Origin of the sequence: Anaerostipes sp., assembly GCF_018381315.1 — a bacterium.
Classification (GTDB): Bacteria; Bacillota; Clostridia; order Lachnospirales; family Lachnospiraceae; genus Anaerostipes.
The window spans coordinates 97,946-117,493 of the sequence record NZ_JAGZSD010000007.1 but is presented as its reverse complement, the minus strand read 5'-3'; the positions used below and the strand labels follow the sequence as shown (position 1 = coordinate 117,493).

The 19,548-nt window shown below is 44.8% G+C and carries 20 protein-coding genes; 15 read left to right on the top strand and 5 right to left on the bottom strand.

Annotated elements, in window-relative coordinates; translation table 11 throughout:
- The first annotated feature begins 9 nt into the window (after positions 1-9).
- Both hisF and KH180_RS07580 read left to right on the top strand, forming a co-directional pair.
- Positions 10-771, top strand: a complete 762-nt coding sequence (gene hisF / locus KH180_RS07585; protein WP_290758664.1) for an imidazole glycerol phosphate synthase subunit HisF — start codon at positions 10-12, stop codon at positions 769-771.
- A 75-nt stretch (positions 772-846) separates the two neighbouring features.
- Positions 847-1,308, top strand: a complete 462-nt coding sequence (locus tag KH180_RS07580) for a hypothetical protein (RefSeq protein WP_290758661.1) — start codon at positions 847-849, stop codon at positions 1,306-1,308.
- Between the two features lie 29 nt (positions 1,309-1,337).
- On the opposite strand, the gene KH180_RS07575 is transcribed toward KH180_RS07580, so the two are convergent.
- The 3 genes from KH180_RS07575 to KH180_RS07565 are packed head-to-tail and all read right to left on the bottom strand — an operon-like array spanning position 1,338 to position 3,218.
- The gene (locus KH180_RS07575; protein ID WP_290758658.1) at positions 1,338-1,982 is read right to left on the bottom strand and encodes an ABC-2 transporter permease; all 645 of its coding nucleotides are present in this window, start codon (positions 1,980-1,982) and stop codon (positions 1,338-1,340) included.
- On the bottom strand, positions 1,979-2,839 hold the full coding sequence (locus KH180_RS07570) for an ABC transporter ATP-binding protein (RefSeq protein ID WP_290758655.1): 861 nt from the start codon (positions 2,837-2,839) through the stop codon (positions 1,979-1,981). The genes KH180_RS07575 and KH180_RS07570 overlap by 4 nt, the downstream gene beginning before the upstream one ends.
- The gene (locus KH180_RS07565) at positions 2,829-3,218 is read right to left on the bottom strand and encodes a GntR family transcriptional regulator (protein ID WP_290758651.1); all 390 of its coding nucleotides are present in this window, start codon (positions 3,216-3,218) and stop codon (positions 2,829-2,831) included. The genes KH180_RS07570 and KH180_RS07565 overlap by 11 nt, the downstream gene beginning before the upstream one ends.
- Before the next feature lie 144 nt (positions 3,219-3,362).
- On the opposite strand from KH180_RS07565, the gene KH180_RS07560 reads away from it, so the two are divergent.
- Both KH180_RS07560 and KH180_RS07555 read left to right on the top strand, forming a co-directional pair.
- Positions 3,363-3,773 (top strand): C-GCAxxG-C-C family protein, encoded by a 411-nt coding sequence (locus tag KH180_RS07560; protein ID WP_290758648.1) that lies wholly within the window; start codon positions 3,363-3,365, stop codon positions 3,771-3,773.
- A gap of 40 nt (positions 3,774-3,813) precedes the next feature.
- A complete protein-coding gene (locus KH180_RS07555) occupies positions 3,814-4,713 on the top strand; it encodes a LysR family transcriptional regulator (protein WP_290758645.1) in 900 nt (299 codons plus the stop codon).
- A 143-nt stretch (positions 4,714-4,856) separates the two neighbouring features.
- On the opposite strand, the gene KH180_RS07550 is transcribed toward KH180_RS07555, so the two are convergent.
- Positions 4,857-9,071: a 2-hydroxyacyl-CoA dehydratase gene (locus tag KH180_RS07550; protein ID WP_290758642.1), complete on the bottom strand. Its 4,215-nt coding sequence runs from the start codon at positions 9,069-9,071 to the stop codon at positions 4,857-4,859.
- A 200-nt stretch (positions 9,072-9,271) separates the two neighbouring features.
- Here KH180_RS07550 and KH180_RS07545 point away from each other — a divergent pair, with 200 nt between their 5' ends.
- From KH180_RS07545 to KH180_RS07510, 8 genes are all read left to right on the top strand, one after another.
- Complete coding sequence (locus tag KH180_RS07545; protein ID WP_290758639.1) at positions 9,272-9,616, top strand: LysM peptidoglycan-binding domain-containing protein; 345 nt, start codon at positions 9,272-9,274, stop codon at positions 9,614-9,616.
- Between the two features lie 86 nt (positions 9,617-9,702).
- Positions 9,703-10,635: a magnesium transporter CorA family protein gene (locus KH180_RS07540; protein WP_290758636.1), complete on the top strand. Its 933-nt coding sequence runs from the start codon at positions 9,703-9,705 to the stop codon at positions 10,633-10,635.
- 12 nt (positions 10,636-10,647) lie between these two features.
- On the top strand, positions 10,648-11,544 hold the full coding sequence (locus tag KH180_RS07535; RefSeq protein WP_290758633.1) for a rhomboid family intramembrane serine protease: 897 nt from the start codon (positions 10,648-10,650) through the stop codon (positions 11,542-11,544).
- 47 nt (positions 11,545-11,591) lie between these two features.
- Positions 11,592-13,025, top strand: a complete 1,434-nt coding sequence (gene pyk, locus KH180_RS07530) for a pyruvate kinase (protein WP_290758630.1) — start codon at positions 11,592-11,594, stop codon at positions 13,023-13,025.
- Positions 13,026-13,075: 50 nt separating this feature from the next.
- The gene (locus KH180_RS07525) at positions 13,076-13,387 is read left to right on the top strand and encodes a hypothetical protein (RefSeq protein ID WP_290758627.1); all 312 of its coding nucleotides are present in this window, start codon (positions 13,076-13,078) and stop codon (positions 13,385-13,387) included.
- A gap of 4 nt (positions 13,388-13,391) precedes the next feature.
- Positions 13,392-14,318, top strand: a complete 927-nt coding sequence (locus tag KH180_RS07520) for a DUF2953 domain-containing protein (protein WP_290758624.1) — start codon at positions 13,392-13,394, stop codon at positions 14,316-14,318.
- Positions 14,319-14,322: 4 nt separating this feature from the next.
- Positions 14,323-14,700, top strand: coding sequence for a GerW family sporulation protein (locus KH180_RS07515; protein ID WP_290758622.1), 378 nt, complete (start codon positions 14,323-14,325; stop codon positions 14,698-14,700).
- 116 nt (positions 14,701-14,816) lie between these two features.
- Positions 14,817-14,954 carry a hypothetical protein gene (locus KH180_RS07510; RefSeq protein ID WP_006565877.1) on the top strand — a complete coding sequence of 46 codons (138 nt, stop codon included), beginning with the start codon at positions 14,817-14,819 and terminating at the stop codon, positions 14,952-14,954.
- An 89-nt stretch (positions 14,955-15,043) separates the two neighbouring features.
- Here KH180_RS07510 and rpmB read toward each other — a convergent pair whose 3' ends face one another.
- Positions 15,044-15,229: a 50S ribosomal protein L28 gene (rpmB, locus tag KH180_RS07505; protein WP_006565876.1), complete on the bottom strand. Its 186-nt coding sequence runs from the start codon at positions 15,227-15,229 to the stop codon at positions 15,044-15,046.
- 193 nt (positions 15,230-15,422) lie between these two features.
- Between rpmB and KH180_RS07500 the strand changes: the two genes are divergently transcribed.
- The 3 genes from KH180_RS07500 to recG all read left to right on the top strand — a co-directional run bounded on the left by KH180_RS07500 (position 15,423) and on the right by recG (position 19,540).
- On the top strand, positions 15,423-15,779 hold the full coding sequence (locus KH180_RS07500; protein WP_022260796.1) for an Asp23/Gls24 family envelope stress response protein: 357 nt from the start codon (positions 15,423-15,425) through the stop codon (positions 15,777-15,779).
- A 17-nt stretch (positions 15,780-15,796) separates the two neighbouring features.
- Positions 15,797-17,437: a DAK2 domain-containing protein gene (locus tag KH180_RS07495; RefSeq protein ID WP_290758610.1), complete on the top strand. Its 1,641-nt coding sequence runs from the start codon at positions 15,797-15,799 to the stop codon at positions 17,435-17,437.
- Positions 17,438-17,509: 72 nt separating this feature from the next.
- A complete protein-coding gene (gene recG / locus KH180_RS07490; RefSeq protein WP_290758607.1) occupies positions 17,510-19,540 on the top strand; it encodes an ATP-dependent DNA helicase RecG in 2,031 nt (676 codons plus the stop codon).
- Positions 19,541-19,548 lie beyond the last annotated feature (8 nt).

Below are 19,548 nucleotides of genomic sequence, written 5' to 3'. Positions count from 1 at the left end.
GAGAAGCATATGCATACAAAACGAATTATTCCATGTCTGGATGTACATAACGGCCGTGTGGTGAAAGGGGTTAACTTTGTAAATCTGATCGATGCGGGAGATCCGGTGGCCATTGGAGCAGCATATGACAAGGCAGGAGCTGATGAACTGGTATTTTTAGATATCACTGCGTCCTCCGATGCGAGAAATATTATGGTGGACATGGTAAGGAAAGTAGCTGAGACTGTATTTATTCCGTTTACTGTAGGCGGAGGTATCCGTACCGTGGAAGATTTCAGGGCTATCTTAAGAGAAGGCGCGGACAAGATTTCTATCAATTCTTCAGCCATCAATACACCTGATCTGATCAGCAGTGCGGCAGATAAATTCGGAAGCCAATGTGTAGTTGTGGCCATTGACGCAAAACGCCGGGAGGATGGTTCCGGTTGGAATGTTTATAAAAACGGCGGAAGGATTGATGTTGGACTGGATGCGGTTTCATGGGCCAGGGAGGCCCAACGGCGCGGAGCCGGGGAAATTCTCCTGACCAGCATGGACTGTGACGGCACAAAGGCGGGATATGACAACGAATTGACCAGGGCTATAGCAGAATCTGTGGATATCCCTGTGATTGCATCAGGAGGAGCCGGGACAAAAGAACATTTCTATGATACTCTCACAGAAGGAAAGGCAGATGCGGCGCTGGCGGCTTCCCTGTTTCATTTTAAAGAATTGGAGATCACGGACTTAAAAGAATATCTGGACGGCAGGGGCATCAGTGTCCGCAGGTAAATTGATTGACATTTCTATACAATTATAGTATCATTGTGTTATAGCAATAGTACAATGATGGAAGGAGGTATGGAGATGAAAAAATCGTTCCTTGTGGCTTTTTTGATTCTGCTTGCAGCCGGTGTATTTTCCGGATGTTCTGTCAGGCAGGAGACACAGCAGAAAGAATCAGGCAATCAGCAGAACTATTTCAATGAAGTCAGCAAAGCACAGAAGATTCAGGTTATATCTCTTGAAGATAAGAGAACGTCTGCGTCTGTAAGAAACAAAGATGAGATACGCAGATTGATCGAAGATTTAAAAATAGAGCAGTGGAAAGCGGTGGAGTCTGTTCCGGAGGGCACAAAGACATCATACCGCTGTGATCTGTATCAGGCAGGAACCCAGAAGCTCAATCAAAAAAAGCCCGGCAGCATGAGAAAGATGGGCAGTCTGACATTTTATAAGGATAGTCCCTATGCGTCAATGAAGGTTTTATCCCTTCGGCTGAATTTCAAGATTCCCGTAGACGCAACACAGATCTTAGAAAAGCTGTAAACTAAAAGAAGGCCATATGGCCTTCTTTTTTAGTATTCTTTTTTTAAAAATATGCTGCATGAGATGCGGTAGGATATAAATGCAAGGAGCAGTACAATGGGGACAGGAAGGAATTTTCCGCCGCCTTCAAAAAACTCCAGAATGGATTTTACAGGCAGACCCAAGGATAAAACAGCCTTTCCCAGAGCCACAATCACTACGGAGATGGAAGCAAATACTCCGAACATCACAAACCGCCCTTTTTCTGTTCCGAACCGGTAAGCAATCGGATACATAAGGGACATTAAAAGGAGTCCTATACAAATACCGGCATAAGCTGTATAAAAAATTTCTTCATAAACGATTGGCACCTGTTTCACCATGACAATAACCAAAGATAAAATTATGCCTAAAGCAGTGCCCAGTGCCAAAAGGGCTGAAGAGATTATAAACTTGCACCGTACACAGTCTCTGGGTTCTATAGGAAGGGTCAGAGAGTAGGCATCCCAGTGATAGTAATCATCATAGCTGATGAGAGAAAAACAGAGAATGGAAAACATACAGGGCAGTGCAGAGGCAAGGAAAGCATAGCTTTCATTAATGAAAGATATAACCGTGAACATGATGACAACCAGCGTCAGATTTTTAACATAGGACTGCAGCAAAAGTATTTCTTTTCTTAATAATCCTTTCATAATTTTTCCCCCTTGATATATAAAAGCATCAGATCCTCAATTGTTATTTTGTCGATCACTGAATTCTGGAAAAGACGGCGGATCTTATGCCGGTCTTCTACCAGTACCTCGTAATGATAGCGGTTTTTTCGGTAACGGAGAACATCAGAAGGATCAAGCATGCTGAATTGTTTTTCATCACACTTTAAGATTCCGTAGCTGTCAAGGATCTCATCTCTTGTTTTAAAAAACAGCATAGTTCCATTGTCAATAAAGGCCAGATAATCTGCTATGTGCTCCAGGTCGCTGGTGATATGGGTAGAGAGCAGAATGCTGCATTCCTCATCTACAATGAAGTCCTGAAAGATGTCTAAGATTTCATTTCTGACAATGGGGTCCAGGCCGCTGGTAGGTTCATCCAGAATCAAAAGCTTTGGATGGTGGGCGAGAGCTGTGATGATCTCCAGTTTTTTTCTCATCCCCTTGGACAGCTCTTTGATTTTTTTGGACGGGTCAATGCCGAAACGGTCCAGGCAGCTGTAAAAAAAGGAGGTGTCCCACTGTTTATATATTCCTTTCATGATGACATCGACAGACTGAACCTTTAAAAGTTCCATAAAAAAACTGTCATCCAGTACAACACCGATGTCTTCTTTGATCTCCTTCATACAGGAATGCGTATCTTTTCCGAAGATCAAAACCTCACCTTCCTCGGGATGGAGAATTCCCAGCATTCCTTTAATCAGCGTTGTTTTTCCGGCTCCGTTTTCTCCGATCAGACCTACTATGGAACCTTTAGGGACAGCCAGATCCACATGATTCAGCCGGAAATTCGGATACGTCTTGGTCATCTGTCTGATTTCTATATTATTTTTCATGGCGTCCGCCCTCCTCGTATAGATATGAAAGAATCTCAGTTAATTCTTCCTGATCAATTCCGTAAGATGCCGCAATATGTACGGCGTTCATAAGGTGTTCCTCCACCTTTCTTAAAACTTCCTCTCGGAGCAGTTCTGTACTTTTTGTTTTCACAAAGCAGCCTTTTCCGGGGATGGTCTCTATAAATCCTTCTTTTTCCAGCTCTTCATAGGCACGCTTGGTAGTAATGACACTGATCCTTAAGTCTTTGGCAAGAGAACGAATCGATGGAAGCAGTTCCCCGCCCGAAAGTTCGCCGGACAGGATTTTTTCTTTGAAGCTTTCTGCAATCTGTTCATATATGGGCAAGTCACTTTGATTGCTTATAATAATATTCACAAGGCACCTCCTAACTGTATATATACAGTATATACGGAATATATACAGTTGTCAATAGATACACAGGAAAAATCACACCAGTTGTATTTAAAGGATGAATATGTTTTAATTAGGAAAGGATCAGCAGACAGAGGAGGAATCGTGATGAGCAAAAGAGAAGAAGCAATTGAAAGGCATAAGAAAGGATACAACTGTGCCCAGGCAGTTGCCTGCTGTTACTCTGAGGAGATGGGCATTGATGAACAGACCGTGTTTGAACTTGCGGAAGGGTTCGGCCTCGGAATGGGAGGAATGGAAGGAACCTGCGGTGCGGTCTCCGGTGCGGTTTTAGTCTTGGGAAGGCTGAACAGTACAGGAAATCTCAGCAAACCGGACTCCAAAGGAGCGACCTATCAGCTGACGAGAGAGCTGGCAAGACGTTTCAGGATAAAGAATCAGAGTGTGGTATGCAGAGAATTAAAAGGAATGACAACAGGTACAATGCTCAGAAGCTGCCGTGGATGTATAGAGGATGCGGTGAAGATCCTTGAGGATATTCTGGACAAAAGAAACTAAGGGTCTGCAGAAGTGTCATCAGCAGCGGGAGGAGGTTTTCTTGTTATTCAAACAATTAAAGTATTTTACAGAGGTCATAAAATGCGGAAGTTTTACGGAAGCAGCAGAGAGATGCTCGATATCCCAGTCTGCCATATCTCAGCAGATTCGTGCTTTGGAGGAAAGTCTGGGTGTTGAGCTGATAAAGAGGAAGAACAGAAAATTTTCGCTGACTCCCGCCGGAGATTATTTTTACCGGCATGGGCTGGTATTGCTGGATGAGGCAGAACGGCTGAAAAGAGAAACAGTACGGATCGGCAGCCATAAAGAGGAACATCTGAAGATCGGATATCTTTCATGTTACGGGGGTATGGAATTCCGTCAGGCAGCAGCAGCTTTTTCCGGGAAATATCCGGAGCTTACATTAGAAATCGCCACGGGCAGTCATGAGGAATTATATGAAATGCTGCGCTTTGACGGAGCTGACTTGATCCTGAATGATCATAGAAGGACAGTTTCTGAGGATTACGAAAGCCTCGGGCTGGTTACAAGCAGCTGTTTTATTGAGATATCAGAAAAAAGTGCTCTGAGTGCTTTAACATATGTTACCATGGAAGACCTGCGGAAAATACCGTGTATCCTGATCGCCTCAGAAGGAGAACAGGACAGGGAAAAGGAGTATTATGTAAATGAACTGGGGGTTTCTGATAATTTCTTGTATGCGGATACTCTGGATGAAGGAAGGCTTTTGGCGGCAGCCAACAAAGGGTTCCTGCCTGTGGAGTTCACTTCTGTGGATTCATCTCAGCCGGAAGCCCCAGTCTGCCGGATTCCAGTCTGCCGGAACGGAAAACAGATAAAAAGAAAGTATTGTGCATATTGGAAAAAGGAACGGGGCGGCTCTTATATTGAAGAATTTGCAGAAGTTCTGCGGCAGATGTTTATGAAAGATAGAAAATAAATACTTTACTTAAGAATTGAGAAGAGATATTGGGAATTAAATAGAAACAGCAGTCTGTATATCCTACAGACTGCTGTTTTTTCTCTTTTGTATGTAATTATAATACCATAATTCGAGCTGTTTTTCAAGCCGCAAAACCAAACTCAAAGATTTTTAACAGCGGCAGACAGCATGAGCTTGATCCGGTTGATCTGATTGACTTCGCTGGCTCCCGGGTCATAGTCAATGGCAACGATATTAGACTCAGGGAATGCCTGGCGGAGTTCCTTGATGACACCCTTTCCTACCACATGGTTCGGCAGACATGCAAATGGCTGGGTACATACGATGTTCGGTGCACCGCTGTGGATCAGCTCCACCATCTCTCCGGTGAGGAACCAGCCTTCACCGGTCTGGTTTCCGATGGATACAAACGGTTTGGCATAAGCGGCCAGATCTTTGATGTAGGCCGGCTCGTCAAAACGTTTGCTTTTGGCAAGCTCTTTTCTTAAGGTTTTCCGGTACTGTTCCACTACCCAAATACCGGAGTTGCAGATAATGGCTGTTTTCTTTGACTTTCCAAGATAGCGGTACTTAAAGTTGCTGTTGTAGAAACCGTACATAAAGAAGTCCAGAAGGTCAGGGACAACCGCCTCGGCACCTTCCCGTTCCAGAAGCTCCACCAAATGGTTGTTGGCATCCGGAAGGAACTTCACAAGGATTTCGCCTACGATTCCGACTCTTGGTTTTTTCTCATCTGTCAAAGGTATTTGATCAAAGTCGCGGATGATACCCTTGATGTTTTTTGAAAAGGTAGTAAGGCTGCCTTTCATCACATCACGTTTGCATTTGGCTTCCCAGCGTTTGTGAAGACGGTTTACAGAACCCTTTTCCTTTTCGTACGGACGGGTCCGGTAGACCACTCTCATGAATAAGTCTCCGTAGACAATCGCCTGGACGGCCCGGTTTAAAAGACCCGGGGAGAGCTTAAATCCGCTGTTCTTTTCGATGCCCTGGGTACTGATGCCGATGACCGGGATATGCCCGTATCCGGCATTTTGAAGCGCCCTGCGGATGAAGCTGATGTAGCTTGTGGCACGGCAGCCGCCTCCGGTCTGGCTGATAGCCAGAGCAATCTTATCCGTATCGTATTTGCCTGATAAAAGTGCATTCATCAGCTGTCCGATAACGATCAGAGAAGGGTAGCATGCATCATTGTTTACATATTTGAGCCCGGTATTTACATCGTCCATTCCGCCCTGTTTCAGAACCTTTACTTTATATCCGCAGGATTTTAAGGCAGGCTCCAGCATGGAAAAGTGGATCGGTGACATCTGAGGCACAAGAATTGTATAGTCCTTTGCCATTTCCTTTGTAAATTCAACCCGCTTCATGGCAGCGGATACCGGTTTTGGCTCAATGTTGTGTTTTTTCCTTACGCGGACTGCACTGATCAAAGAGCGGATCCGGATTCTGGCTGCACCCAGATTGTTGACTTCATCAATTTTTAAGACTGTATAAATCCTTCCGGAACGTGTCAGAATTTCGTTGACTGTATCGGTTGTCACCGCATCCAGTCCGCATCCGAAGGAATTCAGCTGAATTACTTCCAGCTGCTTATTGGATTTGGCGTAGTTGGCAGCTGCATACAGCCTGGAGTGGTACATCCACTGGTCGGATACATTCAGAGGACGGTCCACTTTTGACAAATGAGAGATCGAATCTTCCGTAAGTACAGCGATACCGTAGGAATTGATCAGCTCAGGAATCCCGTGGTTGATCTCCGGATCGATATGGTATGGACGTCCGCAGAGCACAATGCCGGTGCGTCCGGTTTCTGCCAGGTAAGCAAGAACCTCCTCCCCTTGATTCTGAATGTCTTTTCGGACAGTATCCAGTTCTTCAAAAGCGGCCCTCACAGCGTCATTGATTTCTGGTGCGGTGATGCCGTATTTTTCGCCCAGTTCCTCAAAAAGCCTTGGCTTCAGGGCTTCCTCGTTATCAAGGGCGAGGAAAGGATTCATAAAGTTAATATTTTCTGTCCTGAGTTCTTCCATGTTGTTCTTAATGTTTTCCGCATAAGAAGTAACGATCGGACAGTTGTAGTGGTTGTTGGCTTCCTCTGTCTCATTGCGTTCATATGGAATACAAGGGTAAAAAATATCCTTAATACCCTGGTTAATGAGCCACATAACATGCCCGTGGGCAAGCTTAGCCGGATAACATTCAGATTCACTCGGAATGGATTCAATGCCAAGCTCATAAATCTTTCTGGAAGAGTCAGGAGACAGGACTACGGAGAATCCAAGCTTCGTAAAGAATGTATGCCAGAACGGATAATTCTCATAAATATTTAAAACTCTCGGGATACCGATGACCCCATGCTTTGCCTCACCCTCAGGGATAGATTCATAACCAAAGGTCCGTTTGAGCTTGTAGTCATATAGGTTTGGTATATTATCCTTGTTGGCTTTCCCGCCTACTCCCCGTTCACAGCGGTTTCCTGTGATGTAGCGGCCGCCGTTGGAAAACTTGTTGATTGTTAAAAGACAGTTGTTGGTACAGCCTTTGCAGCGGGTCATGGAAGTATCCACGGAAAGGGCAAAAATCTCTTCCATGGACAGCATCTGTGTTTTTGTATGTTCTGTCTGAAAACGCTCCTTGGCAATCAGTGCAGCTCCGAAAGCTCCCATAATGCCGGCAATGTCGGGACGGATGGCGTGGCACCCTGAAATTCGTTCAAAGCTTCTTAAAACAGCGTCATTGTAGAAGGTCCCTCCCTGGACAACGATATGTTCTCCAAGAGATTTGGGATCTGTCAGCTTGATGACCTTTAAAAGGGCATTTTTGATAACAGAGTATGCAAGGCCGGCAGAAATATCCCCTACACTGGCACCTTCCTTCTGGGCCTGCTTTACTTTTGAATTCATAAATACAGTACAGCGGGAACCAAGATCAATGGGATTTCTGGCTGTGAGAGCCACCTTGGCAAAGTCCTGTACAGAATAGTTCAGGGATTTTGCAAAAGTCTCGATAAATGATCCGCAGCCGGAAGAACAGGCCTCATTGAGCAGTACATTGTCCACAACCCCATTCTTAATCTTGATGCACTTCATATCCTGACCGCCGATATCCAGAATACAGTCTACGTTGGGATCAAAAAATGCGGCTGCATAATAGTGGGCGATGGTCTCAACTTCACCGTAATCTAAATTCAGCGCAGCTTTGATCAGATGTTCGCCGTAGCCTGTTGAACAGGAAGACACAATGGATGCCTGTTTTGGCATCTGTGCGTTGATTTCCCTTAGGGCGTCTATGGTTGCATTCAGAGGATTTCCGTTGTTATTTGTATAGTAGCTGTAAAGAAGATCACCTTTTTCGCTGACCAATGCTACTTTCGTCGTGGTTGATCCGGCATCAATTCCAAGAAAACATCTGCCTTCATATGTAGAAAGGTCCCCGCGTTTGACAATATGGCGGTTATGGTCCTTTAAAAACATCTGGTATTCCTGGTCGTCTTTAAATAAAGGTTCCAGCCGGTCAACTTCATGATTCAGTTCAATCTTCCTGTTAAAGTGCTCCAGAAGATCTGTAAAATTGGTAGTTACCTCGTCCTTGGAGTTCAGAGCGGCACCTACAGCGGCAAACAGGTGGGAGTGGTTCGGGGCAATGATTGCCTCGCCTTCAAGCCCGAGAGTGCGGATAAAAGCTTCCTTCAGTTCAGAGAGGAAATGCAGGGGGCCGCCTAAAAATGCTACGTTTCCCCGAATTGGTTTGCCGCAGGCCAGACCGCTGATCGTCTGATTGACAACAGCCTGAAAGATGGACGCTGCAAGGTTTTCTTTTGTGGCGCCTTCGTTGATCAAAGGCTGGATGTCTGATTTGGCAAATACACCGCAGCGGGCTGCGATAGGGTAGATCGTATCATAATTTTTGGCGTATTCATTCAGGCCTGCGGCGTCTGTCTGCAGCAGGGATGCCATCTGGTCAATGAAAGAACCGGTACCGCCGGCACAGACGCCGTTCATGCGCTGGTCAATGCCGTTGGTGAAGTAAATGATTTTTGCATCCTCACCGCCCAGTTCGATCGCTACATCAGTCCGCGGAGCATAGTCCTGGAGTGCTGTGGATACGCACACAACTTCCTGGCAGAACGGAATCTCCAGATAAGAAGAAATGGAAAGTCCGCCGGAACCTGTAACCGTCGGTGCAAAAGTGAGATCACCTATCTGATCCTTGGCCTTTCTTAAAAGGGAAGCCAGGGTTTCCTGTATATTTGCATAATGTCTCTCATAGTCTGAGAACAGTATATTGTGCTGCTCATCGATCACCGCCACTTTGACGGTGGTAGAGCCGATATCAATTCCTAATCGTTTCATCTAATTGTAACCTGCTTTCTTTTCGATAGTAGTCTTATTATAAAATAAAGAATTTGAAATAACAAGATTCAAGTGTTCACTTCTTACCTATTAAAAAGGAAAAGAAAAACATGATGAGAAAAAAATTCACTAAAAATAATCGGAAACAAATAAAAAACAAGGCATAGTCTATAAGAAAAAGGCAAAGGAAAGAATAAAATATGGCAGAACGGGGAAACTGTAATGGAATTGTTTATGTAATCAAGGAAAAAGATACCTTATATCAGATTGCTAAACAGTATAATGTGAGAGTAAAGGACATCATGAGGAAGAATCCTTATGTGAACATTTACAATCTGCAGATAGGTGATGAGCTATGTATTCCGGCAGCCGGACCGGTAATTTCAGGCGCTTTTGAGCCATATGTAGTAAAAAAAGGCGACACACTTATGAATATTATGAAAAATAAGAATGTTTCCTTTGAAAAATTAGCCAAATCAAACAAAAGTGTCAGAGAGCTCACCTTGCCTGTGGGGACGGTGCTGTTAATTGACAAAGAGAAATAATATCTCTATAATGAAACGTGAACTCGTGGAAAACAGGCAGATGATCTCATCTGCCTGCTACCGCAGCCCAGTGGAAGGAGACCTAAATGATACAAATTTTTCGGACAATGGACGGTCGGATCAACGAAATTTCAGAGGCCATAGAGGGCTGCTGGATTTCTGTGGTGGACCCTACAGCCTCAGAGCTGGTGGAACTGTCCCAAAAGTACCAGATAGATTTGGATCATTTAAAGGCACCTTTGGATGAGGAAGAGCGGTCCCGTATCGAAGTGGAGGACAACTACACGCTGATCATTGTGGATGTGCCGATCACAGAAGAGAGAAAAGAAAAGAACTACTTTGTGACGATCCCGTGCGGGATTATCCTCACAGATCTGTGTCTGATCACGATCTGCCTGATGGACACGCCGGTGCTTTCTAACTTTAAAGAGGGCCGGGTCAGAAACTTCTGGACCTATAAAAAGACCAGATTTATTCTTCAGATCCTGTTCCGCAATGCCTCTCTTTATCTTCAGTATCTTCGGATTATTGATAAAAAAAGTGACGAGGTTGAAAAACAGCTTCACATCTCTACAAAGAACCAGGAACTGATCGAACTTTTGGAACTGGAAAAGAGTCTGGTTTATTTCTCCACATCACTGAGGGGAAATGAACTGGTTTTAGAGCGCCTGTTAAAGATTGAAAAGATCAAACAGTATCCAGAAGATGAGGAACTGCTGGATGACGTTATCATTGAGAACAAGCAGGCGATTGAGATGTCCGACATTTACAGCAATATTTTAAGCGGTACAATGGATGCCTATGCTTCTGTCATCTCCAATAATCTGAACATTGTCATGAAGGTTCTGGCGGTGATTACCATCGTCATGTCCATTCCAACTATGATCGCCAGCTTTTGGGGAATGAACGTGCCGGTTCCCTTTGCGGACAGCCCATTCGGTTTTTTCGGACTAGTCGGGGCATCTTTGGTACTGACCGTGATCGGAAGCATTGTATTGGGAAAGAAAAAAACATTTTAGGAAAGGTTTTTTATGAATTGGTTAAATAAGCTGGAGAGGAAGTTTGGACGATTTTCCATTCCCGGACTTCCAAAGTATATTATTCTTATGTACGCAGTGGGGATTCTGGTACAGTATGCAGCACCGGAACTGTACAGTCAGTTTGCACTGAATCCTTATCTCGTACTGCATGGACAAGTGTGGAGGCTGTTTACATTCTTACTGATTGCGCCTTCTACCAATTTGTTCTTTATGATCTTTGTGCTTCTGTTTTACTATTCTATCGCATCATCACTGGAACAGGTATGGGGAAGCTTCCGTTTTACCATGTACTACCTGATCGGAGCAGTGGGAACAGTGGCAGGTGCTTTTCTTACATATCTGATCCTCACAGCTGCAGGAGGGCAGATGAGTGCCGCGTTCGTGCAGATGGATACTTTCTATCTGAATTTATCCCTGTTTCTGGCCTACGCCATGATGTTTCCGGATATGCAGGTGCTTTTTTATATGATTATCCCGCTGAAGGTTAAATGGCTGGCATATCTTGACGCCGCATACCTTTTTTATACATTTTTTATTGCAACAGACTTTACAGTTGTGGGAATTTCGATTAAAGTATCTATAGCAGTCGCTTTGCTTAACTTTGTTCTGTTCTTTTTCTCAACGAAGAAGATGAAGGCAAAGGGGGCCAGATTCGGCCAGAAAGTAAAACAGAGGAAGCGGAAGGTACAGTTCGGAGAGCCGTCGGGCCATGTGGAGCCGAAGAAAAACGGTGCAAGACATGAATGTGCCGTCTGCCACCGGACAGAGCTTGATGATCCCACATTGGAATTCCGGTACTGTTCAAAATGTGACGGGAATTATGAGTACTGCCAGGATCATCTGTTTACTCATGTCCATGTGAAAAAAGACGAAAAAGGAAATAATTAATTTTTACAATTAATTTATTATACATTGTTATGAAAAGGAGATTAACTATGCTGACAAAGAAAACAAAGATTGTTTGCACAATGGGGCCTGCTACAGATGATGATGCAGTGCTCAAACAGCTGATGCTGGAAGGAATGGATATTGCGAGACTGAACTTTTCTCACGGTGACCATGAGGAACAGCTTGGAAGAATTAAGAGAATTAAAAGATTCCGTGAAGAACTGAATATCCCGATTGCAATTTTACTGGATACAAAAGGACCTGAGATCCGTACAGGACTTCTGGAGACAGACGGAGATGTGGAATTAAAAGAAGGAAATGAATTTGTCCTGACTACAAGAGATATCAAAGGAAATGAGTCTATCGTAGGAATTACATACGAGGAGCTTCCGCAGGATGTTGTAGAAGGAAATACAATCCTGATTGATGACGGACTGATCGAACTGAGAGTTAAAGAGATCAAAGACGGAACAGACATCGTATGTGAGATTGTAAACGGCGGATTATTAGGAAGCCGTAAGGGAGTAAACGTACCGAATGTGCGCGTAAACCTTCCTTCTATCACAGAAAAGGACAAGAGTGATATTGAGTTCGGACTGGAAAACGGCATTGATTTCATCGCCGCTTCTTTCATCCGAAATGCTGATGCTGTCAATGAGATCAAGGATATTGTAAAAGCCCACAACATGGAAGTAGGAGTTATCTCCAAGATTGAGAACGTGGAAGGTGTGGAAAACATTGAATCCATCATCCAGGCTTCAGACGGCATCATGGTAGCCCGCGGAGATTTAGGTGTGGAAATTCCTGCAGAGGAAGTTCCGTTCATGCAGAAGGCCATCATCAAAAAATGCAACAACGCATTCAAGCCGGTTATCACAGCTACACAGATGCTCGACTCTATGATCCGCAATCCGCGTCCTACAAGAGCGGAAGTAACAGATGTTGCCAATGCTATTTATGACGGAACAGATGCGATCATGCTTTCAGGAGAGACAGCAAAAGGAAAATACCCTGTGGAAGCAGTTAAAATGATGAACCAGATCGCTATTTCTACAGAACTGCATTTAGATACAAAGATCAAAGATTTCCGCTCTATTTATGTAAACCGCGGAATTTCAGCAGCAGTTGCTTATTCAGCTGTTCAGACTGCGCATAATATCAATGCAAAATGTATTCTGGCGTCCAGTATGTCCGGATTTACTGCAAGGATTGTATCCAAGTTTAAACCGGATGCACAGATCATCGGATTGTCTCCGGATGAAGCGGTTGTGCGCAAGATGCAGCTTTACTGGGGAGTCCGTCCGTTCAAATCTCATAAAGCTTCCTCTACACGTGAGCTTTTGGATGAGGCTGAAGATATTGTACTGAATGCAGATCTTGCACAGGAAAATGATATCTTGGTTCTGACCGGAGGAGGTCCTGCTGACCACCGCGGACAAGGCGTAACAAACATGCTGAAAGTAGTAAAAATCGGCGAATAAGGATGGACAGGGGGTGTGAAAGCATCCCCTTTTTGGTAAGGTGATAAATTATGAAGGTTGCTGAAAAAGTTTACATATCAGAAATTTTAACGATAACAAAAGCGAAGTTAATAAAGCGGATTGTAAAAGGGAAAAGCATTCCTTCGTTATATTGTATTACGCTGCCGCTTGGCAATGCCGGCATACTGGAAATTTACGAATACCGGGAGCTGTTAAAAGACTATTACCGGGAAAAAGATATAACGGTTGTAGGGTGTGCAGTTTCAAAGCAGGATGCCCTTGTATTGGTCAGAAGGATTGTAGAAGAGATGGAAGCGCGGGACTGCCTTTTGCAGATTCCTGAATTTTTTGAGAAGGAGTGAGACAATGGCAGTTTTATGGATCATCTTAAAAATCATCGGAATACTGCTGCTCTGTCTTCTTGTATTTTTGCTGCTGATTCTGTTTGCACCTGTGGGCTATCGCTGCCGGGGCGTCTGGAAGGACAGTGGGAAATGGGCAAAGGGACGTATTTCATGGCTTTTCTTTTTTGTCCGCATGAAGGTGGTCTGGACAGAAGGAGATGAGCCGGGCATTTCTTTGAGGATTCTGGGGTTTCCGGTTTACAATTCTGATGAGGGGCGCTGGTCTTTTCTCAACGGGAAAATGCATGAGGATGTGGTAGAAATCATAGATTCTGGGAAGAATAAAGAAGAACCGGCGGAAAAATCCCCAAAGGCTCTGCACTCTGAGAAGGAAACCTCTGTGAATGAGAAAGCCGGGCTTCCCGACGATATACTGGATTATACCGGTGACGGGGAAGATCTGGAATCCCTTCCGGAGGAACAGCCAAGAAAGCTGACTTTCAGAAAAAGGGTGAAAAATTTCCTGCAAAGATGCTATAATACAGGTAAGCGTCTGTTCAGGACATTAAAAGGCATCTCAAAAAGGATCGGTTCTTTTAAGGAACTGCTGGAAGATGAAGAACTGATTCGTGCAGTCAGACGTGTGTTTGGATACAGTAAGAAAGGAATCAGGCATTTCCTGCCTAAAAAGCTTTCAGGTGAGATCGCCTTTGGTTTTGAAGATCCCGCCGCAACAGGACAGGCACTTGCCGCTGTGAGCGTTTTAATGCCGCTGTTTGAAGGGAGCCTGTCTGTGGAGCCGGATTTTAAGGAAGCAGGATTTGAGGCCGACCTGACCGTTTCAGGACGGATATATGCGTTTCATTTTCTGAAGCTTGCCTGGGATATCTACAGGGATAAAGAGCTTTGGAGGCAGAAGGAGCGTATCTTAAGAACAATAGGAGGTTAGTTTAATGAGCAAAGAAAAGTTTAATGAGACCGTGGACTCGTTATTCCAGGGCATTGAAGGATTTATGACTTCAAAGACTGTAGTCGGTGACCCGATTTATGTGAAGGACACGATCATTCTGCCGCTGGTAGATGTATCCTTCGGCATGGGAGCCGGAGATTACCGGGGAGACCGGAAGGCCCGCGGGTACGGCGGCATCGGAGGAAAGATGACGCCAAGCGCCGTTCTTGTGATCCGCGACGGACAGACGAAGCTTGTGAATGTGAAAAACCAGGAGACCATTACGAAGCTGCTGGATATGGTTCCGGATGTGATCGACAAGTTTACAAAAAAGGAAGAGACACTGGAAGATATTGTGGAAGACCTGGAAAACGAAAGATAACCTCCCTGTTGGGAAATACCCTGTATTATGTGAAATTTATAATACAGGGTATTTTTATTCAATACTTTGAGTTGATTTGCATATACTAGTTAATAAGCTTAAATAGGTGTGTATGTATGAAACGTGTTTGCGGAGTCGCTTTTTTCTTTTTCGGGCTTGGACTGTTTATAGGTATGTTTATTCAAAGAGATTTTACCCAGTTTGCAATGACAGGAGTCAGCATCACGCTGTCCTATTTTCTTTTCTTCCAATAAGATAATGAAAGCTGGAATGCTGCACCGGGACATGAAAAAAAGAGCCGGAAATTCCAGCTCCCCTAAGGTTTATAATCAATCGGGAAAGATTATGCTCTTTCGACTTTACCTGATCTCAGACAAGAAGTACAAACGTACATTTTTTTAGCTGCACCGTTTACCTTCACTCTTACAGATTTGATATTTGATTTCCACATCTTATTTGATCTTCTATGTGAATGACTGACTGCATTACCAAAATGAGCGCCTTTTCCGCAGATAGCACATTTTGCCATGTTAGCACCTCCTTAACTCGATCTTATCCCTCTCTGGGACTGACAACTATTTCATTCTAACAGATTGATTTACAAAAATCAAGAAGAAATTCTCTTTTCTTTTTCGGAGGTAAATAGTATAATCTAAGTAGCGTTCGGGGTAAGACAGCCCCCTATAGGAGCGCAAAAGAATACGAAGTATGGAGGTAAAGCGATGAAAGGACATATGAACACAAAGAACGGCGAGATTTCTATTGAAAATCAAGTAATCGCCAAGTATGCCGGGATTTGTGCCCTTGGATGTTTTGGCATTGTCGGCATGGCAATGGTAAATATGAAAGACGGAATCGTAAAGCTGCTGACCAGAGATAATATAAGAAAAGGCGTTTTTGTTTCTGTGAAGAACAACAAAATTTCTATAGATTTTCACATTATTGTTTCTTATGGAGTATCCATTTCCGCGGTGGCAGACAACCTGATGTCTTCTGTGAAGTACCGGGTAGAAGAGTTCACCAGCCTGGAAGTGGAGAGAATCAATGTATACGTTGAAGGTGTGAAAGATATAGGATAATTACGGAGGCAGGATAAATGAAGCAAATCGACGCGGCTTTGCTCAAGAAGATGTTCATCGGCGGAGCAAAGAGACTGGAAGCTCAAAAAGAGCATATTAACGAATTAAATGTATTCCCGGTGCCGGATGGCGACACGGGAACGAACATGACCATGACGATCATGTCGGCGGCAAAAGAAGTCGGGGCCATTGAGGACCCAACTATCGAGGAACTGGCGAAAGCAATTTCCGGGGGATCCCTGAGGGGAGCCAGAGGGAATTCAGGGGTGATTCTGTCCCAGCTGTTCCGGGGATTTACAAAGCAGATCAAATATTTGGACAGCCTGACGACCAGAGATGTGGCGGCAGGTTTTAAAAAGGCGGTGGACACTGCATATAAAGCAGTTATGAAGCCAAAAGAAGGCACAATTCTTACGGTAGCCAAGGCTGCGGCGGACAGTGCCCTCCGGTCATCAAAAAAGACAGAGGATTTTGAAGAATTTGCAAAGATTGTCATGCAGGAGGCAAACGCAGTCCTTTTAAAGACACCGGATATGCTGCCGGTTTTAAAAGAAGCGGGAGTTGTAGATTCCGGCGGACAGGGACTGATGGAGGTTCTCCAGGGTGCCTGTGATGTCTTGATGGGAAAAGAAGTGGATCTTGAAGTCGTTCCTGCTGCCAGGCCGAAGCAGAAGTCTATAGGTGCTGCTGTGGGAGAGACGGCAGATATTACATTCGGTTACTGCACCGAATTTATTGTCATGCTGGAAAAGGAATTCGGCTCAGGGCAGGAGCAGGAGTTTAAAGACTATCTGACGGCCATGGGAGATTCCATCGTGGTTGTGGCAGATGAAGATATTGTAAAAGTCCACGTCCACACCAATCATCCGGGCAAAGCCATTGAAAAAGGGTTAAGCTACGGATCTCTTACCAGTATGAAGATCGACAATATGAGGGAAGAACACGAAGAGCGCTTAAACTTAAGCCGCCAGGCAGAAGAAAAAGAGCCGGCTCCGAGAAAGGAAATGGGCTTTGTGGCAGTATCCATAGGAAGCGGCCTCAATGATATTTTCAGAGAATTGGGAGCTGACTATCTGATTGAAGGCGGACAGACCATGAACCCAAGTACAGAGGATATGCTCAATGCCATCAAGCAGGTAAATGCTGACCATGTGTTCATCCTTCCGAATAATAAAAATATCATACTGGCTGCCCAGCAGGCTAAAGCCCTCGTGGAGGACAAGGAGATTATTATCATTCCGACAAAGACGGTTCCGCAGGGGATCTCTGCGCTGATTGCATTTGAAGCGGAAAGCAGTGTGGAAGACAACGAAGCAGCTATGACAGAGATGATGAACGGCGTTAAAACCGGAGAGGTCACCTATGCTGTCCGGGATACAACCATTGACGGGAAACAAATCAAAGTAGATGACATTATGGGCATCGATGATGACGGAATTCAGGAAGTGGGAAAAGATGTCCAGGAAACGACGCTGGGACTTTTAAGAAGCATGGTAGATGAAGACAGTGAGCTGATCTGTATTTATTACGGGGAAGAGACACCGGAGGAAAAGGCGCTGGAGCTTTCCAAGAAGGCAGAGGAACTCTATCCGGACTGTGAAGTCCAGGTGGAATACGGAGGACAGCCGATCTACTATTTCCTGCTGTCTGTAGAATAAGAAAACGGTAACTATGACAGAAAAGGGAGCAGCGGATGTTCCCTTTTCGTGTTTTAAAGGAGCTATTATTTCATGAACGGGGATACGAATATACAGTGCCTGAAGGGTGTCGGTGAGAAAACATATAAAGGATTCCAAAAGCTTGGAGTGGAGACGGTGGACAGCCTGATCACAATGTATCCGAAATACTATCTGACATATGAGGACCCTGTCTTTCTGTCTGAACTTACAGCCGGAGAGAGGGCAGCAGTGCAGGTAAGGATCACATCGGATGTGAATATCCGGTATGTGAGGGGGCTTAAAATTGTTTCGTGTTTGGGAAAAGACAGTTCCGGCACCATGACTTTCACATGGTTTAACATGCCGTACTTAAAAAAGCAGATACACCGGGGAGAGGACTATATCTTTGTCGGAACGCCTGTATTCAAAAACGGACGTCTGCTGATGGAGCATCCGGAAATTTTTCATGAGGAGGATTACAAAGCGAAGCAGGAGACTCTGCAGCCAGTCTACCCCCTGACTTCAGGGATTACCAATAAGACGGTGAGCAAAGCGGTTGGACAGACCGAAGAATACATCAGGAGCATCAGGGAGTATCTGCCGGATCAGGTTCTTTCAAAAAGCCGTTTTATGGACTACAGCCAGGCCATCTGGAATGTTCATTTTCCAAAGGATAAAAAGACACTGATAGAAGCTAAAAAGCGGCTGATTTTTGATGAATTTTTTATATTCATGGCTGGTATGAACTTGATGAAGCAGGAGCAGCGGGAGGAGGAAAACCGCTACCGGATTCCGGTGTGCAGTGAAGTGGACAGGCTGACAGCCTCTCTTCCGTATGAACTGACCGGAGCGCAAAAAAAGGCTCTTTCGGAGATGCAGGAAGATTTGATGGGAGAAAAGGTCATGAACCGTCTGGTTCAGGGGGACGTAGGATCAGGGAAAACGATCCTCGCCGTCATTCTTCTGCTGATGTGTGCCAAAGCAGGATATCAAGGTGTTTTGATGGCTCCCACGGAAGTGCTCGCAAGCCAGCATTATGAGACATTCCTTGAACTTCTGGGGCCGTTTGGCATTTCTGTGGCATTGCTCACAGGGTCTGTGAAGGCGAAGGAAAAGAGGGAGATCTACCAGGGCATCAAAAATCATGAGTATGATATTGTGATCGGAACCCATGCCCTGATCCAGGATGCAGTGGAGTACGACCAGCTTGCATTGGTCATCACCGATGAGCAGCACAGGTTTGGAGTGAGACAGAGAGAAATTCTTTCCAAGAAGGGGGAGGAGCCTCATGTCCTTGTCATGAGTGCCACCCCTATTCCAAGGACACTGGCTATTATTATGTATGGGGACCTGGACGTGTCAATCATTGATGAACTGCCAAGCAGCCGTCTTCCTATTAAAAACTGTGTGGTGAACCAGAGTTACCGCCCGAATGCCTACCGTTTTATGGAACGGCAGGTGACAGAGGGGCGGCAGGTTTATATCATTTGCCCCATGGTAGAAGAAAGCGAAGCCATGGAAGGTGAAAATGTGGTTCAATATGCCAATATGCTGAAAGGACAGTTCCCGCCCAGTGTACATATAGGGGTGCTTCATGGTAAAATGAAACCAAAGGAAAAACAAAAAATTATGGAAGAGTTTTCAGAGCGCCGTATCGATATACTGGTGTCTACCACAGTCATTGAAGTAGGGGTCAATGTACCAAATGCTACAGTGATGATGGTGGAAAATGCAGAGAGATTCGGTCTTGCCCAGCTTCACCAGCTGAGAGGCAGGGTGGGCAGAGGAGAGCATCAGTCCTACTGCATATTTATGAGCGGAGCTAAAAAGAAAGAGACCATGGAGCGTCTTGAAGTGCTGAACAAATCCAACGATGGTTTTTTTATTGCAAATGAGGATCTGAAGCTGAGGGGACCGGGTGATTTTTTCGGTGTCCGTCAGAGCGGCATGATGGATTTTGTTTTGGCTGATATTTATACCAATGCCGATCTTTTGAAACAGGCAAGTGATGCAGTGCATCAGCTGTGTGAGGAAGGATTTGATTTCTCTGTATTGAGAAACAGCCGTCTGGAGAAACAGATCTCACTTGCCAACAGGATATAAAAAGGAGG